Below are 18,002 nucleotides of genomic sequence, written 5' to 3'. Positions count from 1 at the left end.
CGCAGGCGGGCGACCGCCTCGGTGTGCCAGGATGGTGGGGTGAGCACTCTCGTGACCGGTGAAGCCGTCGAACTCAGCGTCCAGCCGGCAGCGCTGGCCGCCCGGGCGCTCAGCTGCGCCATCGACTGGCTCATCTACAGCCTCGTCAACATCGGTCTGCTCATCGGCATGTTCTGGCTGCTTCTGCGGATCGTCGAGGTCAACACCCTCATCCTCGGGTCGGTGATGACGATCATGAGCATCAGCGTCTTCGTCCTCCTGCCGATGCTCGTCGAGGTGCTCACGAAGGGCCGGTCGGTCGGCAAGCTCATCCTCGGTCTGCGCATCGTCCGCGACGACGGCGGGGCGATCCGGGTGCGGCACTCCGTCATCCGCGCGCTCCTGTGGCCCTTCGAGGTGCTCGCGACCGGCGGCGGGCTCGCCGCGCTCTCCGGTCTCGTCTCACCGCAGACCAAGCGCCTCGGCGACTATCTGGCCGGGACGCTTGCGGTGAGCGAACGCACGAGCCCGCCCCCGCCGGTCACCACCCACGTCGCCCCGCAGCTCGTCCAGTGGCTGAGCGAGACCGATGTCTCCGCGGTGCCGACGGGACTGCACCGGCGCATCGTCGCGTTCCTCGCGATCGCCCCGAACCTCAGCCACGAGTCCCGGTGGCAGCGGGCCATCGAACTCGCCACGGAGCTCAATCCCCATGTCGCCCCCGCCCCGCCGGAGGGCACCCTGCCCGAGCAGTTCCTCTCCGCGATCGCCCACCGGCAGCGGGTGACCGAGGCCGCGAAGCAGCAGCGCCGAGATGCGCAGGCACGCCGGTTCCGCGCCGGCATCGACCATCTGCCGCACGGCCTGCGGATGCGTGCCGAGACCACGCCGGGCGAGCACCGCCGCTGACGAGGCTGCGCCCGCCTCAGTACCGGTAGTGATCGGGTTTGAAGGGACCGGCGACGTCGACGCCGATGTACTCGGCCTGCTCCTTCGTCAGCTCGCTCAGGCGCGCTCCGAGGGCGGGCAGATGGAGGCGGGCGACCTTCTCGTCGAGCTCCTTCGCCAGCCGGTGCACCGAGTTGTCGTAGTCGGAGTGCGCGGCCCACAGTTCGATCTGGGCGAGCACCTGGTTGCTGAACGAGGCGCTCATGACGAACGACGGGTGGCCCGTGGCATTGCCGAGGTTGAGCAGGCGGCCTTCGGAGAGGACGAGGATCTCCGTGGTCTCCCGATCGAGTCCGAGCTCGGCGGGCACGGGAACCGTCCACTGGTGGACCTGCGGTTTGATCTCGATCGTCGACACCCCGGGCAGGCGGCGCAGACCGGCGAGGTCAATCTCGTCGTCGAAGTGCCCGACGTTGCCGACGATCGCCCCGGACTTGAGCCGCTGGAGCGTCTCGACGCCGACGACCCGGGTGTTGCCGGTCGTCGTGATGACGATGTCGGCCTCGGCGGCGACATCGTCGAGGAGGGCGACCTGGTAGCCGTCCATCGTCGCCTGGAGGGCGCAGATGGGGTCGATCTCCGTGACGACGACCCGTGCCCCCTGACCGCGCAGCGCCTCGGCGGCGCCCTTGCCGACGTCGCCGTAGCCGACGATGACGGCGATCTTGCCGCCGATGAGGACGTCGGTGGCGCGGTTGAGCCCATCGGGCAGGGAATGGCGGATGCCGTAGCGGTTGTCGAACTTCGACTTCGTCACGGAGTCGTTGACGTTGATCGCGGGGAACGGCAGCTCCCCCGCCTCGGCGAGGCGGTAGAGCCGGTTGACTCCGGTCGTCGTCTCCTCGCTCACTCCGCGGATGCCGGCGGCCAGCGCGGTGAAGCGCCCGGGTGCCGCGGTCATCGCGGATTCGAGCTGGGCGAGGAACGCCTGGTACTCCTCGGGATCGTCCTCGGCTGCGCTCGGCACGCGTCCGGCCGCTTCGGCGGCCGCACCCTGAAGGACGTACATCGTCGCGTCCCCGCCGTCGTCGAGGATGAGATTGGGTCCGTCGGCGAAGTCGAAGATCCGGTCGGCGGCCCACCAGTACTCGGGCAGGGACTCGCCCTTCCACGCGAAGACGGGCACGCCCTCGGGGGCCTCGGGGGTGCCGCGACCGACGACGACGGCCGCCGCGGCCTCGTCCTGGGTCGAGAAGATGTTGCAGCTCGCCCAGCGCACCTGCGCGCCGAGGGCGACGAGCGTTTCGATGAGCACGGCCGTCTGCACCGTCATGTGGAGGCTGCCGGCGATGCGGGCACCGGCCAGCGGAGCCTGTTCCGCGTACTCCTCGCGCAGAGCCATGAGACCGGGCATCTCGCGTTCGGCGAGTCGGATCTGATGGCGACCCGCCTCGGCGAGACTGAGATCGGCGACCTGGAAGTCAGTGGGTTCGAGCACGGTGCCTCCTTGTGCGGTGGGGTGTCGGTGCGGCTGAGAGTCAGTGCGGCTGAGTGTCGGTGCGGCAGGCTCAGGCGGCCCGGCCGGAGACGATGACGGTGGCGAGGTCGGTGAGTTCGCGCACGCGCGCCTCGTCGGGCGCTTCGACGTTGAGCCGCACGAGCGGCTCGGTGTTCGACTTGCGCAGGTTGACCCACCAGTCCTCGCCCTGCACGCTGATCCCGTCGAGTTCCTCGATGCGCCCGGGACCGAAGTCGGCGGCGGCCGCGGCGAACGCGGCGAGGACGGCATCGGGATCGGCGACGGTGAAGTTGATCTCCCCCGACTGGCGGTAGGTGTCGTAGGCGGCGACGAGGCTCGAGGCCAGGCCGCCGGCGGTGGCGAGAGCGGTGATGAGGTGGCAGGCGGCGAGCATGCCCGAATCCGCGCCGTAGAACTCCTCGAAGTAGAAGTGCGCGGAGTGCTCGCACGCGAAGACCGCGTGCTCCTCGCGCATCAGGGTCTTGATCCCGGAGTGGCCGACCTTCGAGCGGATCGCGCGACCGCCGGCGGCGGCGATCGCCTCGGGGACGCTGCGGGAGGTGATGAGGTTGTGGATGACCGCGGGCGTCTGGGCGCCGGCGGCCCGGGCGCGGGTGATCTCGCGTTCGGCGACGAGAGCGCCGACGGCCGAGGCCGACAGCGTCGCTCCGGTCTCGTCGATGAAGAAGCACCGGTCGGCGTCGCCGTCGAAGGCGAGCCCGAGATCGGCGCCATACTCGACGACCGCCCTCTGCACGTCGACGAGGTTCTCGGGTTTGAGGGGGTTGGCCTCATGGTTGGGAAACGTCCCGTCGAGTTCGGTGTAGAGGCCGATGACGTCGAGGTCGAGCTCGGGCAGCCCCGCGGCGGTGCCGAAGACCTCGTCGAGGAGCCGTCCGGCCATGCCGTTGCCGCAGTCGACGACGACGCGCAGACCGCGCACGCCGTCGACGTGGGTGAGCTGACGGATGCGCTGGGCATAGCTGCCCCGCATCGTCGCCGCCGCGCGCTCGTCGACGGGCACCGGGGCGGCCTCCGGCTCAGGCGCCGGGGCGTCGGGGGCGAGGTCGCGGATCCGTCCGAGTCCGGAGTCGAGGCTGACGCCGCCGGCACGGGGGCCGCAGATCTTGATCCCGTTGTAGTCGGCGGGATTGTGGCTCGCGGTGATCATCGCCCCGGGCAGGTCGAAGATCCCGGAGGCGAAGTAGAGCTGGTCGGTCGAGCAGAGGCCGAGGAGGACCGGGCGCCGACCCGCGGCGGCGACGCCCGCGGCGAAGGCCCCGGCGAATCCCGGGGAGCTCGGGCGCATGTCATGGCCGACGACGACCTCGGTGCTGCCGTGGATCTCCGCCATCGCGGTGGCCGTGGCCCAGCCGAGGGCGAAGAGGATGTCGTCGTCGAGTTCGTCGGGGATCCTCCCGCGGATGTCGTAGGCGCCGACGGCGGTGGCCAGGGCGCGGGCACGGGAGGCGGGGAGGGTCATGGGGTGTCCTTCGTGGAGATCGTCGGAGGCGCTCACGGGCCGATGATGCGCAGGTGACCGTGCTTGCGGCCCTGCCCGGAATCGGCGTCGGAGTCGGTGTCGGCGTCGACGGCGCGCGGTCCGCTCGCGCGGCCAGGTGCGGGGGTCGCCGCGGCCTCGCGCACCGCGTCGGCGATCGCGAGGAGATCGTCATGGGTGCGCTCGGGCGGTTCCTCGGACGCGCCGATGCGGATGAGCTCCCAGCCCACCGGCGGGGTGAGCCGGGCGGCGTGATCGGCGCAGAGGTCGTGGGCGCCGGGTTCGGCGCGGCGGGCGAGGGGACCGACGACGACACACGCGTCCGCATGCACATAGGTCATGGTCGCGGAGGCGCTGCGCGAGCAGCTGACTTTCGAGCACGTTCGCAAGGCTGACACAGTCGTTCACTTTACACGCTGTCACTGGCCGTTCCCCGGTGGCCGGGCCGAGCGGCCGACGAGTTCTGCGGGTTTCCTCCGCGGACGGGCAGGGGTCTCGGTAGAATCATCGACCATGAGCTTCAGACGCCGCCGGGACCGGCACGGACGGGGCCTGAGGTCCCCCCTCTTCCGCGCGAATGTCCCCGCGCGCGCGACCCGGGCGGAGTCCTTCGCGCGGGTCGCCGCCGAGGAGTTCGCCCGGCACCGTGAGCAGGAGCCCGATCTCCTCGCCGAGGTGGTCCTCGCCATCGATGTCGTCCCCCCGCCGGGGTCGACGGAGCCGAGCTTCGGTCGGGTGTTCCCCGCGACCCCGCAGCGCCGCACGCACATCGTGCTCTATCGTCGGCCCATCGAATACCACAGCCTCGGCGGGACACGGGAGACCCTCATCGCCGAGGTGATCGCCGACCAGGTCGCGCTGCTGCGCGGCGCGCAGGGCTGAACGACACAGCCGGCCTGCGGCCGAGCCGGCTCCTCAGTCGAGTCGGATGTCGCGGTAGGCGACGCCGGCCGGGGCCGGCGCGGGCATGACTGCCGACAGCCCGCTGTCCGAGGTCACGACGAGGCTCGCATGGACGCCGTCGGCCTGTGACCCGGCAGCGCCCTGTCCGCTGATGACGAGGGCGCGCACCGCTTCGGAGGAGATCTCGGCCGGAGCCAGGGTCGTCGTCGCGGTCGGGTTGAGGTCGACGGTGCGCGGGTCGGTCAGGGAGCCGTCGTCGAGCATGCCGCTGACCTGCACCTGCCCCTGCCCCGGGGAGAGGAAGAGCTGTGCGGTCCCGGTCCGCGGCAGGGCCATGAGCTGTGCGTCGGCGAGGCCTTCGGTGGCGGTGATCGTCGCGAAGTCGCCGGCTCCCCCGTCGGGATTCGTCGCCACGGATGCCGAGGCCTGGACGGGCTGGTCGGACTGGAGGACGAGGCTCGTGGCCGTGAGCTCGCCGAGGTCGGCCTCGGCGACGCCCCCGGCGACGACGGTGAGCGCCGAACGGGGGATGTCGACCTCCCCGTCGGGACCGTAGGCCTTGAGGGCCACCTCGGCGAGATCGTCACCGGGGTTGGCCACGCGCACGCGCACGCTCCTGCCGTCGAGTCCCGTGAGGACCTGCTGGTTCGCGGCCGGTGCCCCCGGCGCGGCGAGGTCGATGCCCTGCGGGGTGAGCCCGTCGAGCTTCGTCTCCTGGATCGAGCCGGCGAGGACTCCCCCGTCGACGGAGACGTCGACGGCGAGTTCGGGGGCGCCCGCGGCGAGTCCGGCCAGGCGGACGGCCCGCTGGGAGCCGGCCCGGATGCTCAGCTCGGTCGGTTCACCCCGCGATCCCGAGGGGGTCATCACCTGGACCTGGGCCTGGACGGGCACGCTGCCGGGGTTGCTCAGCAGCAGCTGCGAGTTCGATCCCGCCTCACCCGATCCGGCGACGATCCGGAAGTTCGCCGCGGGTGCCGCGCATGTGAGGGTGGCGAGCCCCGTGAGGTCCCCGGAGGTGCCTTCGACGGTCTGGAGCGCCGTGGTCAGGGCGGGGGCTCCGGGACGGGCGAAGCCGGTGACGATCTTCGTGTTCTCGACCGCATCGTCGCCGGAGACGAAACCTCCTGAAGCGGGGTTGTCGAAGTCCGGGGACCCGCCGAGGGTGGCGACCTGGAGACGCGAGGCGCTCACGGAGCCGTCGGCGGCACTGATCGGGGCGGTCGCGGAGACGACGCGGGTGCTGACGTTCGAATCGTCGACGAACTCGGCGTCGGTGCCCTCGGCGGCCTGATCGGTGAGCAGCGGTCCCGGGCAGATCACCTGGGTGTCTGCGGTCGGCATGCGCACCTGTTCGGGGCTGCGACTGAGCGTGCCCGCCGGCAGCGGGGTGAGGAACGACGTCGTGGCGATGAGGATGCCGGGAACGGCAATCGCTGCGAATGTCACGGTGCTGCGGCCGAGCCTCATGCTCTCTCCTCCGACTTGTCCGTTGCGGCACCGTCAGCCGACGAGCCGTCCAGTGGTGCCCTGTCGTCAGCGGGGGTGCCTTCAGTGGCGGTGTCGTCAGGGGCGGTGCGCTGCGCCGCGGTCTCGGATTCCCCTCGTGGGGTCGCCGGCTCGGCCCGCCGCATGGCACGGTTCGGGCCGGGGCGGCGGCTGCCGATGGGCAGGGCGACGATGAGGCAGAGGAGACCGAGCACCCAGCCGGCGATGACCCCGGCCGCCATCAGCGGTGACGCATCGTCGAGTTCGACGGTGCCGCCCGCGGCCGGCAGGGTGAACTGCTCATCCCACGCCTGATCCGGTTCGGCCGGGCGCGGGAGGTCCTCTCCGTCGATGCTCGCGGTCGTCCCGTGTGCGGCCTCGGCGACGACGAGCGTGCGCCCGTCCGCGCCGGGCGCGATGTCGATCGTCTCCCCGGAGCGCGGTGCCGTCGACAGCGTGCCGTCGGGTTCGCGGACGAGGAAGCGGCCGCTGTAGGGCTTGTCGACGTTCCAGAGCACACCCGCATCCGTCGGTCCGACCTCGACGAGGCCGGTCGCTGCGGCCACGGAGGAGCGCAGCGCGGCGTCGTCCTCGTCGACGAGGACGAAATCGACGCCGAGGCGGCCGAGCAGCTCGCGGACGTCGCCGGCGTCGTCGGCCGACAGCGCGGCCGCGGCCTGGGCGACGAGGACCTCGTCCTCGCCGATGGGCAGCGGTCGCCGCTGCCACGGCGGACCGCCGACCGCCTCGGCGGAGGCCACGGTCGAGGTGCCGATGACGGTGCCGTCAGCGGTCGAGAGCAGGGTGGCGAGCACGTCGCCGTCGACGGCGTCGAGGCGCAGCGTGCGGGCCTCCGTGGGTCCGGCGGCCCGGTCGGCGGCGAGGGCGGGAACAGTGCCGTCCTCCGTCGTCGACACCGCCTCGGAGGCAGGACCGGTGCCGAGCACGGCGAGGCCGACGGCGGCGACGGCGACGAGGCCGGTGAGCACGCGCAGGGGAACCCGGGAGACTCTGCGCGGGGCCGCGGTGAGGCGGTCGGCGCCGAGGACGAGGAGCGCGATCGCACCGATGCTCGTCAGCGTCACTCCGGCCGCCGGGTACGACCCGATGAGCGCGAACGGGCCGACCTGGGCGGGCAGGTGCGCCTGGATGATCGAGACGACGAGGCCGGTGAGGTAGAGCCCGACCGCCCAGGTGAGCACCGTGAGCGGGATCCTGGCCTCGATGAGGGTGAGGAAGGCGAGCAGGAGCATCGGCAGGACGATGACGAGCGCCCACAGCTGGCTGACGCCGGTCACCCCGAGCGGTTCGAGCAGTCCTGTCAGCCACGTGGGATCGAGCGGGGCGGGGAACCCGACAGCGAGGAGATACGTCGGAGCGGTGCCCGGCGACAGCGTCTGACCGGGCATGACGAACAGGGTGCCGGGGTGGGTGACGACCCCGGCGAGCCACGGCCACGTGAGCACAAGGGTCGGGGCGAGCAGCCAGAGATGACGCAGACCCCGCCGGCGGACCACGAGGGCGATCGTGAGGACGAGGCCGACCACGAGCATGAGCGGGACGCCGGCGATGATGACGACGAGGAGCAGCCCGGCCGCCGCGGCCGCCGAGACCGAGCCGGTGCGGAGGCTGCGGGTGAGCGCGATGATGAACAGCGGTGCGGCGATCCACACGAGGATGACGCCGAGGCGGCCGGTCGAGAGCCCCATGACGAAGAGCGGGGCGACGAGCCACAGGAGACCGGCGAAACCGCGGACCCACTTGCCGGACACGAGGATGCCGGCGCACGCGTACGCGGCGATCGCCGCCGCGATCGGGGCGGCGAGGATGAGGACGCGGACCGCGACGTCGAGGTTGCCGAGGAACGGCAGACCGAGCACCGCGAGGACGAGCTGGAGCGGATCGGCCGGGGCGTCGATGCCCGTGCCGGCGTCGAGGAAGCCGCCGAGGAGCCGCGTGACGAGCTCCCCGTAGCCGATGTCGGTCGACCCCAGCGCACCCCCGACGAGGTGTCCGGGACCGACGAGCCGGTGCGAGACGAGGCCGCTGAGCAGACCGGAGGCGAGGATGAGGAGGAAGAGCGGGTGCGTGAAGATGCCGGCGCCGCCGCTGACCTCGAGGCGGGAGAACGAGTCGATGGCCTCCTCGGTGTCACCGACCTGATTGAGGTCGGCCTCGTCGAGGGAGTCGTGGTCGCCGTCGCCGGAGCCGGTCCCGGCGCCGCGCGCGGCCATGCTGCGCCGGTGGACGGCGAGTTCCTCGGGGTCGGCGAAGAGCGAGTCGAGGTGCGCGGTGTTCGCGCGCTTCGCGAGCCGGCCGCGTTTCGCGTTGGCCCGGCGCAGGCGGGCGGTCGCGCGGACGTCGGCGGGCAGGCCGACAAGCGCGGCGAAGCGCCAGCCGGCGGTGCGGACGTCATTGCCGAGCAGGGAGAGCAGCCCGGAACCGAGCTGGGTCGCGGCCAGGGTGATGAGCAGTGGGACGAGGCCGGGCCGGGCGAGGCTGAGCCGGTAGCGCTGTTCGGTGCGCACCTGGCCGCGCGAGGACGGGGGCTTGGCCGAGGTGCCGAGCTGAGCCGCCTCGGCCGACGAGATGTCGAGTCGAGCGCCGGGGGCGAGTGCCACCCGCCGTCCGAGGTCGCGGAGGCGACGGGAGTATTCGATGCCGCGGTAGGCCGGGCCGAGTCCGCGGCTGGGAGCGCCGATGCGATCGAGGTCGCCGGTGGCGATGAGCATGCCGGGCAGGTCGAGCGCGAGCGTCTCGGATTCCCCGTCCCGCTGTCCCTGGTCGAGCTCTCCCGACCCCACAGGATTGACGCGCACCCCCGCCGAGGTGGTCGTCACCCCGGCGGAGACGATCCGCTCGCCGCTGAAGAGCTTCGGCCCGACCGCGGCGACCGAGTCCGCGGCGCTCATCGCATCGAGGAGCTCGTCGAGGCACCCGGGCGCGGGACGGGAGTCGGGTGTGAGGAACCACAGGTAGTCGCTGCCGGCGACGGCCGGCAGGGCCAGCGCCTCGGAGACGGCAAGGCCCCCGAGATCGACGACGGGGATCTCGGGGTGGATCCTGCCCAGGGTGGTTTCGAGCTCGGCCTTGCGGGAGTCGTCGCCGGAGATGACGACGACCGTGACGGCAGGTCTCACACGACTCGCTTCTTGAGTCGACGGCGTTCGCGCTCGGACATGCCGCCCCAGATCCCGAACCGCTCGTCGTTGGCCAGCGCGTAGTCGAGGCATTCGGAGCGCACCTCGCAGGACTCGCAGACGCGTTTGGCCTCGCGGGTCGATCCGCCCTTCTCCGGGAAGAACGCCTCAGGGTCGGTCTGGGCGCACAGCGCCTGGTCCTGCCACGACAGTTCGCCGTCTTCGGCGGCGCCGAGGAGGAGCGAGAGCGGCGACACTGCCGCATCGTCGACGGGCAGCGGTGTGAGGTCGTTCGGATCGATCGCCAATGGGTCCGGCAGCGTGTCCGGTGTGCGGGCGCCGGGTTCGACGAACCAGTCGCCGGCGCTGCGGGAGGTCACCCCCGGTACGGAGACGAACTCCTCGTCTTCCAGTCTCTTGCTCTGTGCGCTCTGCACGGTTCTCCCCTTTCTCACGCTCAGCGTGTTGTGCCATGCGAATCCGAGAATTCGTGCTAAGCGCGTTCCCCTTAGGTATAAATTACACGCGTGTCATTACCGCTGAGTCAAGCCCTCGTGCAGTATCCAAGCGGGGAGAAACCGCGTATTCGAACACACCTTCACATACACACGCGCCGCGAACACAAGATATGGTGACCGGCATGCGCACCTGCCACAATCCATGGTGCCCACCTGATGGGATCGTGAGAATTTCGGATTCGTTCGGCTGTGATGGGAATATGGAGGAATGAGCCAGGGTGACGGTCCGCGAGCAGGCATGAACGACAGACTGCTGACCGTCTACGCGCCTCCCCTCGATGAGGACATCCGGCCCGGTTCGGACCTCGCGGGCATCCTCATCACCAGTCTGCGGCGCAACCGCATCGATCTCAAGGACGGCGACATCCTCGTCATCGCCTCGAAGGTCGTGTCGAAGGCCGACGGACGCCTGACCTCGGTGGCCGATCGGGCCGAGTTCGAAGACCTCGTCCGAGCGTCCTCGACCCACCTCGTGGCCGAACGCAGCTATGCCTCGGGAACGACGGTCCAGGTCGTGCGGACTCAGGCCGGCACGGTGCAGGCCGCGGCCGGTCTCGACCAGTCGAACTCCGGAGGCGACGTCGTCCTCCACCCCACCGACGCCGACCGGTCCGCCGCCCGGCTGCGCGCCCGGGTCGAGGAGGCCTTCGCAGTGCGCATCGGCGTCGTCGTCTCCGATACGACCTCGCGGCCGTGGCGGGTCGGGGTCGGCGACATCGCGCTCGGCCTCTCCGGGTTCTCCGGCCTCGACGATCAGCGCGGACTGCCCGACGACGACGGGCGCGTGCAGACGGTGACCGTGCGGGCCGTCGGCGATGAGATCGCCGCCGCCGCCGACCTCGTCAAGGGGGCCGCCCGCGGTCTGCCGATGGCGCTGATCCGCGGTGCCGGCGGTTACCTCGACAACGGTGGCGATGGAGCGAAGGCGCTGTGCCGGGACCTCGGTGAGGACTGGTTCCGCTTCGGACACGTCGAGGCGATCCAGCGCGGGCTCGGCGTCGACTCCGTGCCCGGCCGTGCTCCTGCCGGGGACGGGGGCGACGACATCCTCGAGCGCGTCTCCCGAGCGATCCGCGTCGTCCGCGGCGGCAACGCGCGCACCCCCGGTCATGCGGCCTGGCGGATGCGCATCGAGGGGTCCGGCTCGCGGATCATCATGAGCCCCTCGACCTCCCCGGCGACGACCCAGGCCGACGGACCGCCGATCCTCGAGGCGATGGTCGGCCTCGGCTCCCTCGTCGAGCGCATGCACACCGCGCTCTTCGCCGAGGATCTCTCCGCGACGACGAAGTGGCACTGGGCCGAGGGGGATCTCGGCAGCTTCCCGCGCGGAGTGACGATCGACATCGGTCTCCTCTCCCCCGACAGCACGCACTGATCCCCCGACAGCACACGCTGAGAAAGCAGGACCCATGGATCTCACCCGCCTCGCTCGCACCGGCGGCCCGGTGCTCTTCTGGCGCGGGCCCAACTTCGACACCCTCGACCTCACCGGCCCGGTCATCGCGAACTGGGTGAATAAGGGAGTCGGTCTCTTCGGCGACTACGATCTCGGCCCCGACTTCACCCTCTTCGTCCCGCTGCCCGGCGGTCTCCACTGGCGCGAGCTCGTCGCGATCCTCAGCGTCCTCCTCGCCGGTGGCCGTGTCGTCCTCGGCGCGCAGGGTGGTGCCGGGGGCGAGCAGTCGGCCGTTCCGGACGGGGACTTCCACGCGCTCGTCCCGCTCGGGTTCGAATCGGACCCGGCGATCGCCTCGGCGGAGGAGATCTTCGTCTTCAATCCCCCCGCCCTGGCGCTGAGCACTCCGGTCGATGCCGATTTCATCGACGTCAACTCCGCGATCCGCGCGTATCCCGACGTCACCCCGCGCCGCCTCGACGGCTCGGGCACCCTCGCGGTCCTCGGGCCCGCGGGGACGACGGAGATCCCGTGGACTGCGGAGATGCCTGCTGGTCGCCCGGCGGGGATCCTCGTCTCCCACTCGACCCCGCACGAGGACCAGTGGCCGGACCTGCTCGGCCACCTCCTCGGCGGCGGTGAGACCGTGCTCGGCACGGGAGTCGATGAGGCTCGCATCGCGGACCTCGCACGGGAGCTCGGTGAGGTCCGTGGCAGACTGGGGACATGGACAAAGTAGTTGATACGCCCGCAGAAGCGGTGGCCGATATTGCCAATGGATCGTCGATCGCCGTGGGCGGATTCGGGGTCGTCGGAGTCCCCGAATTCCTCATCCGCGCGATCAGGGAACAGGGGACGACAGACCTCGAGGTGATCTCGAACAACGCGGGCGTCGACGGCCGCGGGCTCGGGGTGCTGCTCGCCGACCATCGGATCCGGCGGATCATCGCGTCCTATGTCGGGGAGAACAAGGAGTTCGCCCGGCAGTACCTCTCCGGTGAGCTCGAGGTCGAGCTCACCCCGCAGGGCACGCTCGCAGAGAAGCTGCGCGCCGGCGGTGCGGGCATTCCCGCGTTCTACACGATCACCGGCGCGGGCACCCAGGTCGCCGAGGGCGGCATGCCGTGGAAGTACGACGCGGACGGCAATGTCATCAAGGAGTCCCCGGCGAAGGACACCCGGGTCTTCGACACCTTCGGCGAGGAGAAGACCTACGTCCTCGAGGAGTCGCTCGCCCCCGACTACGCCCTCGTCCGCGCCGCCGTCGGCGACCGCGACGGCAATCTCGTCTTCCACTCCTCGGCCCGCAACTTCAATCCCCCGGCCGCGCAGGCCGGTCGGATCACGATCGCCGAGGTCGAGAAGCTCGTCGAACCCGGTGACATCGATCCCGACGAGGTGCACCTGCCCGGTGTCTTCGTCCACCGTGTCGTCCCGCTGACGGCGGAGCAGATCGCCGACAAGCCGATCGAGAAGCGCACCCTCCGCCCGACCCCGACCGCCGCGAACGCCTGAGGAGAGCCGACCATGGCACTGACACGCAACCAGATGGCCGCGCGCGCGGCGCAGGAGCTCGCCGACGGCAGCTACGTCAATCTCGGCATCGGCATGCCGACCCTCGTCCCGAACTACGTGCCCGACGGGGTGCGGCTCGTCCTCCAGTCGGAGAACGGCCTCCTCGGCGTCGGGCCGTACCCGACTGAGGACGAGCTCGACCCCGACCTCATCAACGCGGGCAAGGAGACCGTGACGATGCTGCCGGGCGCCTCGTACTTCGATTCGGCGGCGAGCTTCGGCATGATCCGCGGTGGCAAGATCGATGCCGCGATCCTCGGCGCGATGCAGGTCGGGGTCAACGGCGACATCGCGAACTGGATGATCCCCGGCAAGATGGTCAAGGGCATGGGCGGTGCGATGGACCTCGTCCACGGCGCCAAGCGCGTCATCGTCGTCATGGACCACGTCGCGAAGGACGGCACGCACAAGCTGCTCGGCGCCTGCGACCTGCCGCTGACGGGCAAGGGCGTCGTCGAACGCGTCATCACCGACCTCGCCGTCCTCGATGTCTCCGGTGACGCCTTCACCCTCGTCGAGCTCGCACCGGGAGTCACCGTCGAGGAGGTCAAGGAGAAGACCGGCGCCGAGGTGATCGTCCCCGACGACGTCACGACCATCACCGTCCCCGACGTCTGAGACCCGCGCGGCTCGCTGCCGGCGGTACGCACTGCCGGCAGCGCGGACGCACGTGCGCGACACGAGGCCGCTGCCCGCTGACGCTCCATCGGAGTGTCGGTGGGCAGCGGCCTCGTGCGCTGTCCGGCCCGCAGACCCTTCCGGACTCCTCTCAGGGGAAGAGCGATCCGCTCAGGCGAAGGGCAGCGCGCGATCGAGTCCGGTGGTCGCGACGAAGAGGTCGCCGTGGCCGTCGGCCGTGACGGCGGGTTCGTTGGCGCCGATGAAGACGCTCTGTCCCCGCGTCAGCGTCGTCGAGTTCCCGACCGACGTCAGTGTGATCGTCCCCGAGGTGCACAGCACGATGGCCGCCCCGCGCCGGTCGATGCGTGTCAGGCGCGGGCACCGCAGGGCCTGGAGTGCGAAGTCCTCGGTCGCACCGGTGAGGACGCCGTCGCGGTCGGGCTCGAGGAGCTGCGGAGGCGCGGCCGCGAACGTCGCGATCCGGGTGAGTTCGGGGATGTCGACGTGCTTGCTCGTCAGGCCCCCGCGCAGGACGTTGTCGCTCGAGGCCATGATCTCGATCCCCGTCCCGCCGAGGTAGGCGTGGAGGATCCCCGATTCCATCGCGAGCGCCTCGCCCGGCTGGAGGTGGACGCGGCAGAGCATGAGCGCGACGAGGACTCCGGGATCGTCCGAATAGTCGGTGACGAGCTCGACGAAGGTCTGCATCGGATCGACGGCCGTGCCGAGCTGGGAGGCGTGCCCGCGCGGCGGGGTCGCGAAGTCCTGGCCGGCGATCTCCGCGACGAGTCCCGGCGCGCGGTCGTCGCCGAGGATGAGCTCGACGGTCCGCGCGAACGCCTTGGCATCGCTGAGCGCCTTGAGCGACGCGAGGATCTCACCGAGGAAGTCGAGCGCGGACGCCGACAGTGACAGGGAGAGGAACCGCTCGAAGGTCGCCCGCACCGCCTTGCGCGGGCGGAATCCGGAGAGGGCGTGGAACTCCGTGAGGGCGTAGATGAGCTCGGGCTTCGCCGAGGCGTCCTTGTAGTTGCGGTCGGGAGCGTCGAGCTCCGGTCCCGTCTCCTCCTCCCGGGCGTATCCGGCGGCGGCCTGCTCCGGGGTGGGATGGACCTGGATCGACAGCGCCTTCTCCGCGGAGAGGATCTTGAGGAGGAAGGGCAGGCGGGGCCCGAAGACCTCGAGCGAGTCGCGTCCGAGAAGCCCCTCGGGATCACCGGCGATGTACTCGATGAGGTTGGGTCCGAGGTCGAGTCGGCCGGAGGTGCGGACGTCGACGGACGAGGACGAGCCGACGTGTCCGTAGCCGACCGCCCCGTGCGAGCCCTGGGCGGCGGAGAGTTCGAGTCGTGAGGGGCTGAGCGGATGCGCTCCCAGCCAGAGTTCGGCGCACGGCGTGCCGTCCGGGACGGTGCCGAGGATCGCGGGGATCGCGTCCGGGGTGCCCCAGTCGAAGTTCTTCACGGTGTTGTGCAGCCGCCGCACCGGCATCACCTCTCCTGCGTATCGTCCGTGCGCTCTCGCGCGTCCATCCCTCAACCGTAGCGCGTGCGTCTGCCGGATTCCCGCGATGATGCCGTGACTTCACTTTCTGTTCAGGCCCGGTCACACAGTGTTCACCGCACACACGGCAGCGGCCCCCGAGACGCGAGTGCGTCTCGGGGGCCGCTGGTGAAGTGGTCACTCCCCAGTGATCACTGCACGATGATCAGCCGATGACCCGGATGACCTTGGCGCCGCGGCTGAGCATCCACTCGTAGCTGCGCTTCGTCGTGTTCGTCCGCGTCGAGCCCGCATCGTACATCTGGCCCTTGGTCTCGGAGATGATTCCGATGTGACCGGGGATCCAGATGAGGTCGCCGGGCTTGGCGTCCTTGATCGAGATCTCCTTGCCGGCATTGCGCTGCTGGCTCGTCGTGCGCGGCAGATCGATGCCCGCCTTGCCGTAGACGTACTGCGTGTAGCCCGAGCAGTCCCAGCCGTTCGGCGTGGTGCCGCCCCAGACGTACTTGGTCCCGACGTACTTCTTCGCCTGTTCGATGACCTTGTCCCGCTGCGCCTGGATCTGCTCCTCCTTCGAGGGCTTGTCCTCCTTGGGCGGCTCAGTGGGCTTCGGCTCCTCCTTCGGAGGCTCGGTCGGCTTGGGCTCTTCCTTCGGAGGATCCGAAGGGGTGGGCTCCTGCGTCGGTTCGTCGGTCGAACCGCCGTTGTCGGAGCCGTTGTCAGATCCGTCGGCGTTTCCCTCGGCTGCAGCACCTTCCCCGGAGTCTGCACCCGAACCGCCGTCGGCGGCGCTGTCCCCCGGCGGGGGTGCGTCGCCCGGCGCGTTCTCATCGATCGCGGTGCCCGAGATCGTGCCCTTGGCGGAGAACTCGGTCGTGCCGTAGCCCTCGGCCCACACGAGCTTCGCTCCTTCGAAGAGCTGCTCGGCGCGGCCGTCCTTGATCACGGGGTTGGACTTCGGGTAGCCGAGGTGACCGCGCTCGTAGCCTTTGTCCTTCCAGTAGCCGAGGAGGACGCCGGTGGTGTAGGCCGCCCCGGTCTGGGGCGACCAGTGGAACGAGCCCTTCGAGAACGTCTGGTAGACGCCCCCGTTCTTCAGGCCGCCCTTCTCCGTGCTCACGGGCAGCCCGAGCTGGGTGATCGCATCACCCTTGTATGCCGAGGCGATCGCCCCGGTGACATGGTAGGCGCCGGTCTTCTGCGACCAGTAGACGACACCCTTCTCGTAGTTGCGGGCCTTGGCGCCGTCAACGCCCTTGACGTCGTACTCGTTGCCGGTGGCCTTGCCGAGGTTGTTGTCCGCGGCGTACTTCTCGATCGCGGTCTGCGGAGCCGGCTTCGGGGTCTCCGTCTTGTCGTCATCGCTGCTGTCCGAGGGCAGGTCGCCGGACTTGAGGATGTTGTTGACGGTGTCGCGGACCTCGCCGAGCTTCGCGTAGAACGCGTCACCCGGGCAGTCGGTGCTGCCGAGATCGCGGTGTCCGACGAGCGTCGACTTGCTCGCGGTGAGGCCGTACATCGAGAACTTCCACGCGATCGCCGAGGCGACGGCGTCGCGGGTGACCTTCGGCGGAGCCGAGCTGTTGTACGTGCCGAGCACCGAGATGCCGAACGTGCCGGTGTTGTGACCGGAGGTGTGCGCACCGATCACGGCCTTCGAGATGTCGCCGTCACGGGCCTGCCACAGGCGACCGTACTTGTCGGCGACGACGTTGTATCCGATGTCGGACCATCCGCGACCCTGCTGGTGGAAGGTCTGGATGCCGCGGATGATGCCGGGAACGTCCTCGGCCGAGTAGCTGTTCGATCCCGAGGTGTGGTGGACGACGGCCTGCTTGATGCTGCTCGCGTAGTCCGGGCTGCCCTTGTACGACTTCGCTCCCCACGACTTCCGCGAGGCGATGTCGGGCTTGGGGACCTTCGCGGAGTTCGCGACCGTGTTGACCTGCGCGTCACCGGGCACGTAGTTCTGCGTCGTCACCGTGGCAGTACCGGTCGCCGACACCGTCGTGGCCTCGGTCGCACCGGTGTCGGTGGTGCCGGATTCGTCGACAGCCGGTGCCGTCGTTCCGGAGTCCGCCGCCGAGGCGGCCGGGTCGATCTGGACGGGCGCATTGTCCGCGACCGCCTGCGCATCGGCTTCGGAGAACTTCGGGTCGACGAGAACGAGTTCGGCGTCCGAGGGAGCCTTGTCGCCGAGGATGCGCAGCTGCACTCCGCTGGCCTCGTTGACGGTGAACGGCTCGGAGCCCTCGTTCTTCGCCTCCTCCTGCTTGTCCTCATCGAGGTCCTGCCAGTTTCCCCAGCCGGAATCGCTCTTGACGCGGACCTGGATGCGGATCGTGCTCGGCGCATCGGAGAAGGTGACGCCGACGAGGCTCGGGTTCTTCGTGGGCACATCGAGGACGTCGGAGATGAGCGCGATGTTGACGCCGTCCTCGGTCTGCTGGCGCACCGAGCCCGCGATGTCCTCGCTGTCCTGCGAGTCATCGGCGGCAGCGTCCTCGCCCTCTCCGGAGTCGCCGGTCTCGGCCGGAGCCGTGCTCTCCGCGGGTGCGGGAGTCTCAGCCGGGGCCTCAGACCCCTCGGGAGAGGTCAGGCCCGCCGAGGTGGGGGCGACGGTCGCAGCGACCGGCTGAGCACTGACGTTGACCGTCTCAGGGATCTCCGCGGCCGCCAGCGCCGACTGCGACTTGAAGACGTCGGGCAGATTGGTCGCGCTCTGGTTGGAGACGCTGGCTCCGGCACTGCTCGCATCGCGCGCGCCGGGGACGTCGAGTCCGTCTTCGCTCACATTGAGCGCTTCTTGGGTCACTTCCGGTTCGACGGTTGCAGCAAAGGCGTCCGTAGCCGTGACCGCTAAGGTGCCGACGAGCGCGACAGACGCGCAGCCCGCGACAGTGGGCAGTATGTATTTCATCGTTACAGCCTTTTCGAGGAAGTCAGGGAAGTTCAGGCCCGGGAGTCC

At 70.3% G+C, this 18,002-nt stretch carries 14 protein-coding genes; 6 read left to right on the top strand and 8 right to left on the bottom strand.

Annotated features, from left to right (window positions below):
- The first annotated feature begins 39 nt into the window (after positions 1-39).
- Positions 40-888, top strand: a complete 849-nt coding sequence (locus tag FJ887_RS16170) for an RDD family protein (RefSeq protein ID WP_137824131.1) — start codon at positions 40-42, stop codon at positions 886-888.
- Between the two features lie 16 nt (positions 889-904).
- Here the strand turns inward: FJ887_RS16170 and ahcY are convergent, their stop codons facing one another.
- The 3 genes from ahcY to FJ887_RS16155 all read right to left on the bottom strand — a co-directional run bounded on the left by ahcY (position 905) and on the right by FJ887_RS16155 (position 4,228).
- Positions 905-2,365, bottom strand: coding sequence for an adenosylhomocysteinase (gene ahcY, locus FJ887_RS16165; protein WP_137824132.1), 1,461 nt, complete (start codon positions 2,363-2,365; stop codon positions 905-907).
- A gap of 70 nt (positions 2,366-2,435) precedes the next feature.
- Entirely contained in the window at positions 2,436-3,869 is a 1,434-nt protein-coding gene (locus tag FJ887_RS16160) for a phosphohexomutase domain-containing protein (protein ID WP_137824133.1), read from the bottom strand.
- 32 nt (positions 3,870-3,901) lie between these two features.
- Entirely contained in the window at positions 3,902-4,228 is a 327-nt protein-coding gene (locus FJ887_RS16155) for a DUF3499 family protein (protein ID WP_249356376.1), read from the bottom strand.
- 172 nt (positions 4,229-4,400) lie between these two features.
- On the opposite strand from FJ887_RS16155, the gene FJ887_RS16150 reads away from it, so the two are divergent.
- Positions 4,401-4,769, top strand: a complete 369-nt coding sequence (locus tag FJ887_RS16150; protein ID WP_137824135.1) for a metallopeptidase family protein — start codon at positions 4,401-4,403, stop codon at positions 4,767-4,769.
- Between the two features lie 33 nt (positions 4,770-4,802).
- Here FJ887_RS16150 and FJ887_RS16145 read toward each other — a convergent pair whose 3' ends face one another.
- The 3 genes from FJ887_RS16145 to FJ887_RS18605 are packed head-to-tail and all read right to left on the bottom strand — an operon-like array spanning position 4,803 to position 9,675.
- Complete coding sequence (locus FJ887_RS16145; protein WP_137824136.1) at positions 4,803-6,260, bottom strand: DUF5719 family protein; 1,458 nt, start codon at positions 6,258-6,260, stop codon at positions 4,803-4,805.
- Complete coding sequence (locus FJ887_RS16140) at positions 6,257-9,418, bottom strand: glycosyl transferase (protein ID WP_181365671.1); 3,162 nt, start codon at positions 9,416-9,418, stop codon at positions 6,257-6,259. The genes FJ887_RS16145 and FJ887_RS16140 overlap by 4 nt, the downstream gene beginning before the upstream one ends.
- Positions 9,415-9,675 carry a WhiB family transcriptional regulator gene (locus FJ887_RS18605; protein WP_332839545.1) on the bottom strand — a complete coding sequence of 87 codons (261 nt, stop codon included), beginning with the start codon at positions 9,673-9,675 and terminating at the stop codon, positions 9,415-9,417. The genes FJ887_RS16140 and FJ887_RS18605 overlap by 4 nt, the downstream gene beginning before the upstream one ends.
- A gap of 499 nt (positions 9,676-10,174) precedes the next feature.
- On the opposite strand from FJ887_RS18605, the gene FJ887_RS16130 reads away from it, so the two are divergent.
- From FJ887_RS16130 to FJ887_RS16115, 4 genes are read left to right on the top strand one after another with little or no spacing between them, the layout of a single operon-like run.
- Entirely contained in the window at positions 10,175-11,314 is a 1,140-nt protein-coding gene (locus FJ887_RS16130; RefSeq protein ID WP_249356379.1) for a coenzyme F420-0:L-glutamate ligase, read from the top strand.
- Positions 11,315-11,348: 34 nt separating this feature from the next.
- Positions 11,349-12,074: a hypothetical protein gene (locus tag FJ887_RS16125; RefSeq protein ID WP_137824138.1), complete on the top strand. Its 726-nt coding sequence runs from the start codon at positions 11,349-11,351 to the stop codon at positions 12,072-12,074.
- A complete protein-coding gene (locus FJ887_RS16120; RefSeq protein WP_137824139.1) occupies positions 12,062-12,850 on the top strand; it encodes a CoA transferase subunit A in 789 nt (262 codons plus the stop codon). The genes FJ887_RS16125 and FJ887_RS16120 overlap by 13 nt, the downstream gene beginning before the upstream one ends.
- 12 nt (positions 12,851-12,862) lie before the next feature.
- Entirely contained in the window at positions 12,863-13,528 is a 666-nt protein-coding gene (locus FJ887_RS16115; RefSeq protein WP_137824140.1) for a CoA transferase subunit B, read from the top strand.
- A 171-nt stretch (positions 13,529-13,699) separates the two neighbouring features.
- On the opposite strand, the gene manA is transcribed toward FJ887_RS16115, so the two are convergent.
- Positions 13,700-15,022, bottom strand: coding sequence for a mannose-6-phosphate isomerase, class I (manA, locus tag FJ887_RS16110; RefSeq protein ID WP_249356384.1), 1,323 nt, complete (start codon positions 15,020-15,022; stop codon positions 13,700-13,702).
- Positions 15,023-15,239: 217 nt separating this feature from the next.
- On the bottom strand, positions 15,240-17,828 hold the full coding sequence (locus FJ887_RS16105; protein ID WP_249356387.1) for an NlpC/P60 family protein: 2,589 nt from the start codon (positions 17,826-17,828) through the stop codon (positions 15,240-15,242).
- Positions 17,829-18,002: the final 174 nt, after the last annotated feature.

This window comes from Brevibacterium sp. XM4083 (assembly GCF_006489205.2).
GTDB lineage: Bacteria > Actinomycetota > Actinomycetes > Actinomycetales > Brevibacteriaceae > Brevibacterium.
The sequence above is the reverse complement of the archived record's forward strand: the minus strand, read 5'-3'. Positions and strand labels throughout refer to the sequence as shown.

What these genes read in the sequence shown, in the direction of transcription:
- FJ887_RS16160 (WP_137824133.1), bottom strand. Translation starts at nt 3,869, where the DNA reads ATGACCCTCCCCGCCTCCCGTGCCCGCGCCCTGGCCACCGCCGTCGGC.
- FJ887_RS16155 (WP_249356376.1), bottom strand. Translation starts at nt 4,228, where the DNA reads ATGACCTATGTGCATGCGGACGCGTGTGTCGTCGTCGGTCCCCTCGCC.
- FJ887_RS16150 (WP_137824135.1), top strand. Translation starts at nt 4,401, where the DNA reads ATGAGCTTCAGACGCCGCCGGGACCGGCACGGACGGGGCCTGAGGTCC.
- FJ887_RS16145 (WP_137824136.1), bottom strand. Translation starts at nt 6,260, where the DNA reads ATGAGGCTCGGCCGCAGCACCGTGACATTCGCAGCGATTGCCGTTCCC.
- FJ887_RS16130 (WP_249356379.1), top strand. Translation starts at nt 10,175, where the DNA reads ATGAACGACAGACTGCTGACCGTCTACGCGCCTCCCCTCGATGAGGAC.
- FJ887_RS16125 (WP_137824138.1), top strand. Translation starts at nt 11,349, where the DNA reads ATGGATCTCACCCGCCTCGCTCGCACCGGCGGCCCGGTGCTCTTCTGG.
- FJ887_RS16120 (WP_137824139.1), top strand. Translation starts at nt 12,062, where the DNA reads ATGGACAAAGTAGTTGATACGCCCGCAGAAGCGGTGGCCGATATTGCC.
- FJ887_RS16115 (WP_137824140.1), top strand. Translation starts at nt 12,863, where the DNA reads ATGGCACTGACACGCAACCAGATGGCCGCGCGCGCGGCGCAGGAGCTC.
- manA (WP_249356384.1), bottom strand. Translation starts at nt 15,022, where the DNA reads ATGCCGGTGCGGCGGCTGCACAACACCGTGAAGAACTTCGACTGGGGC.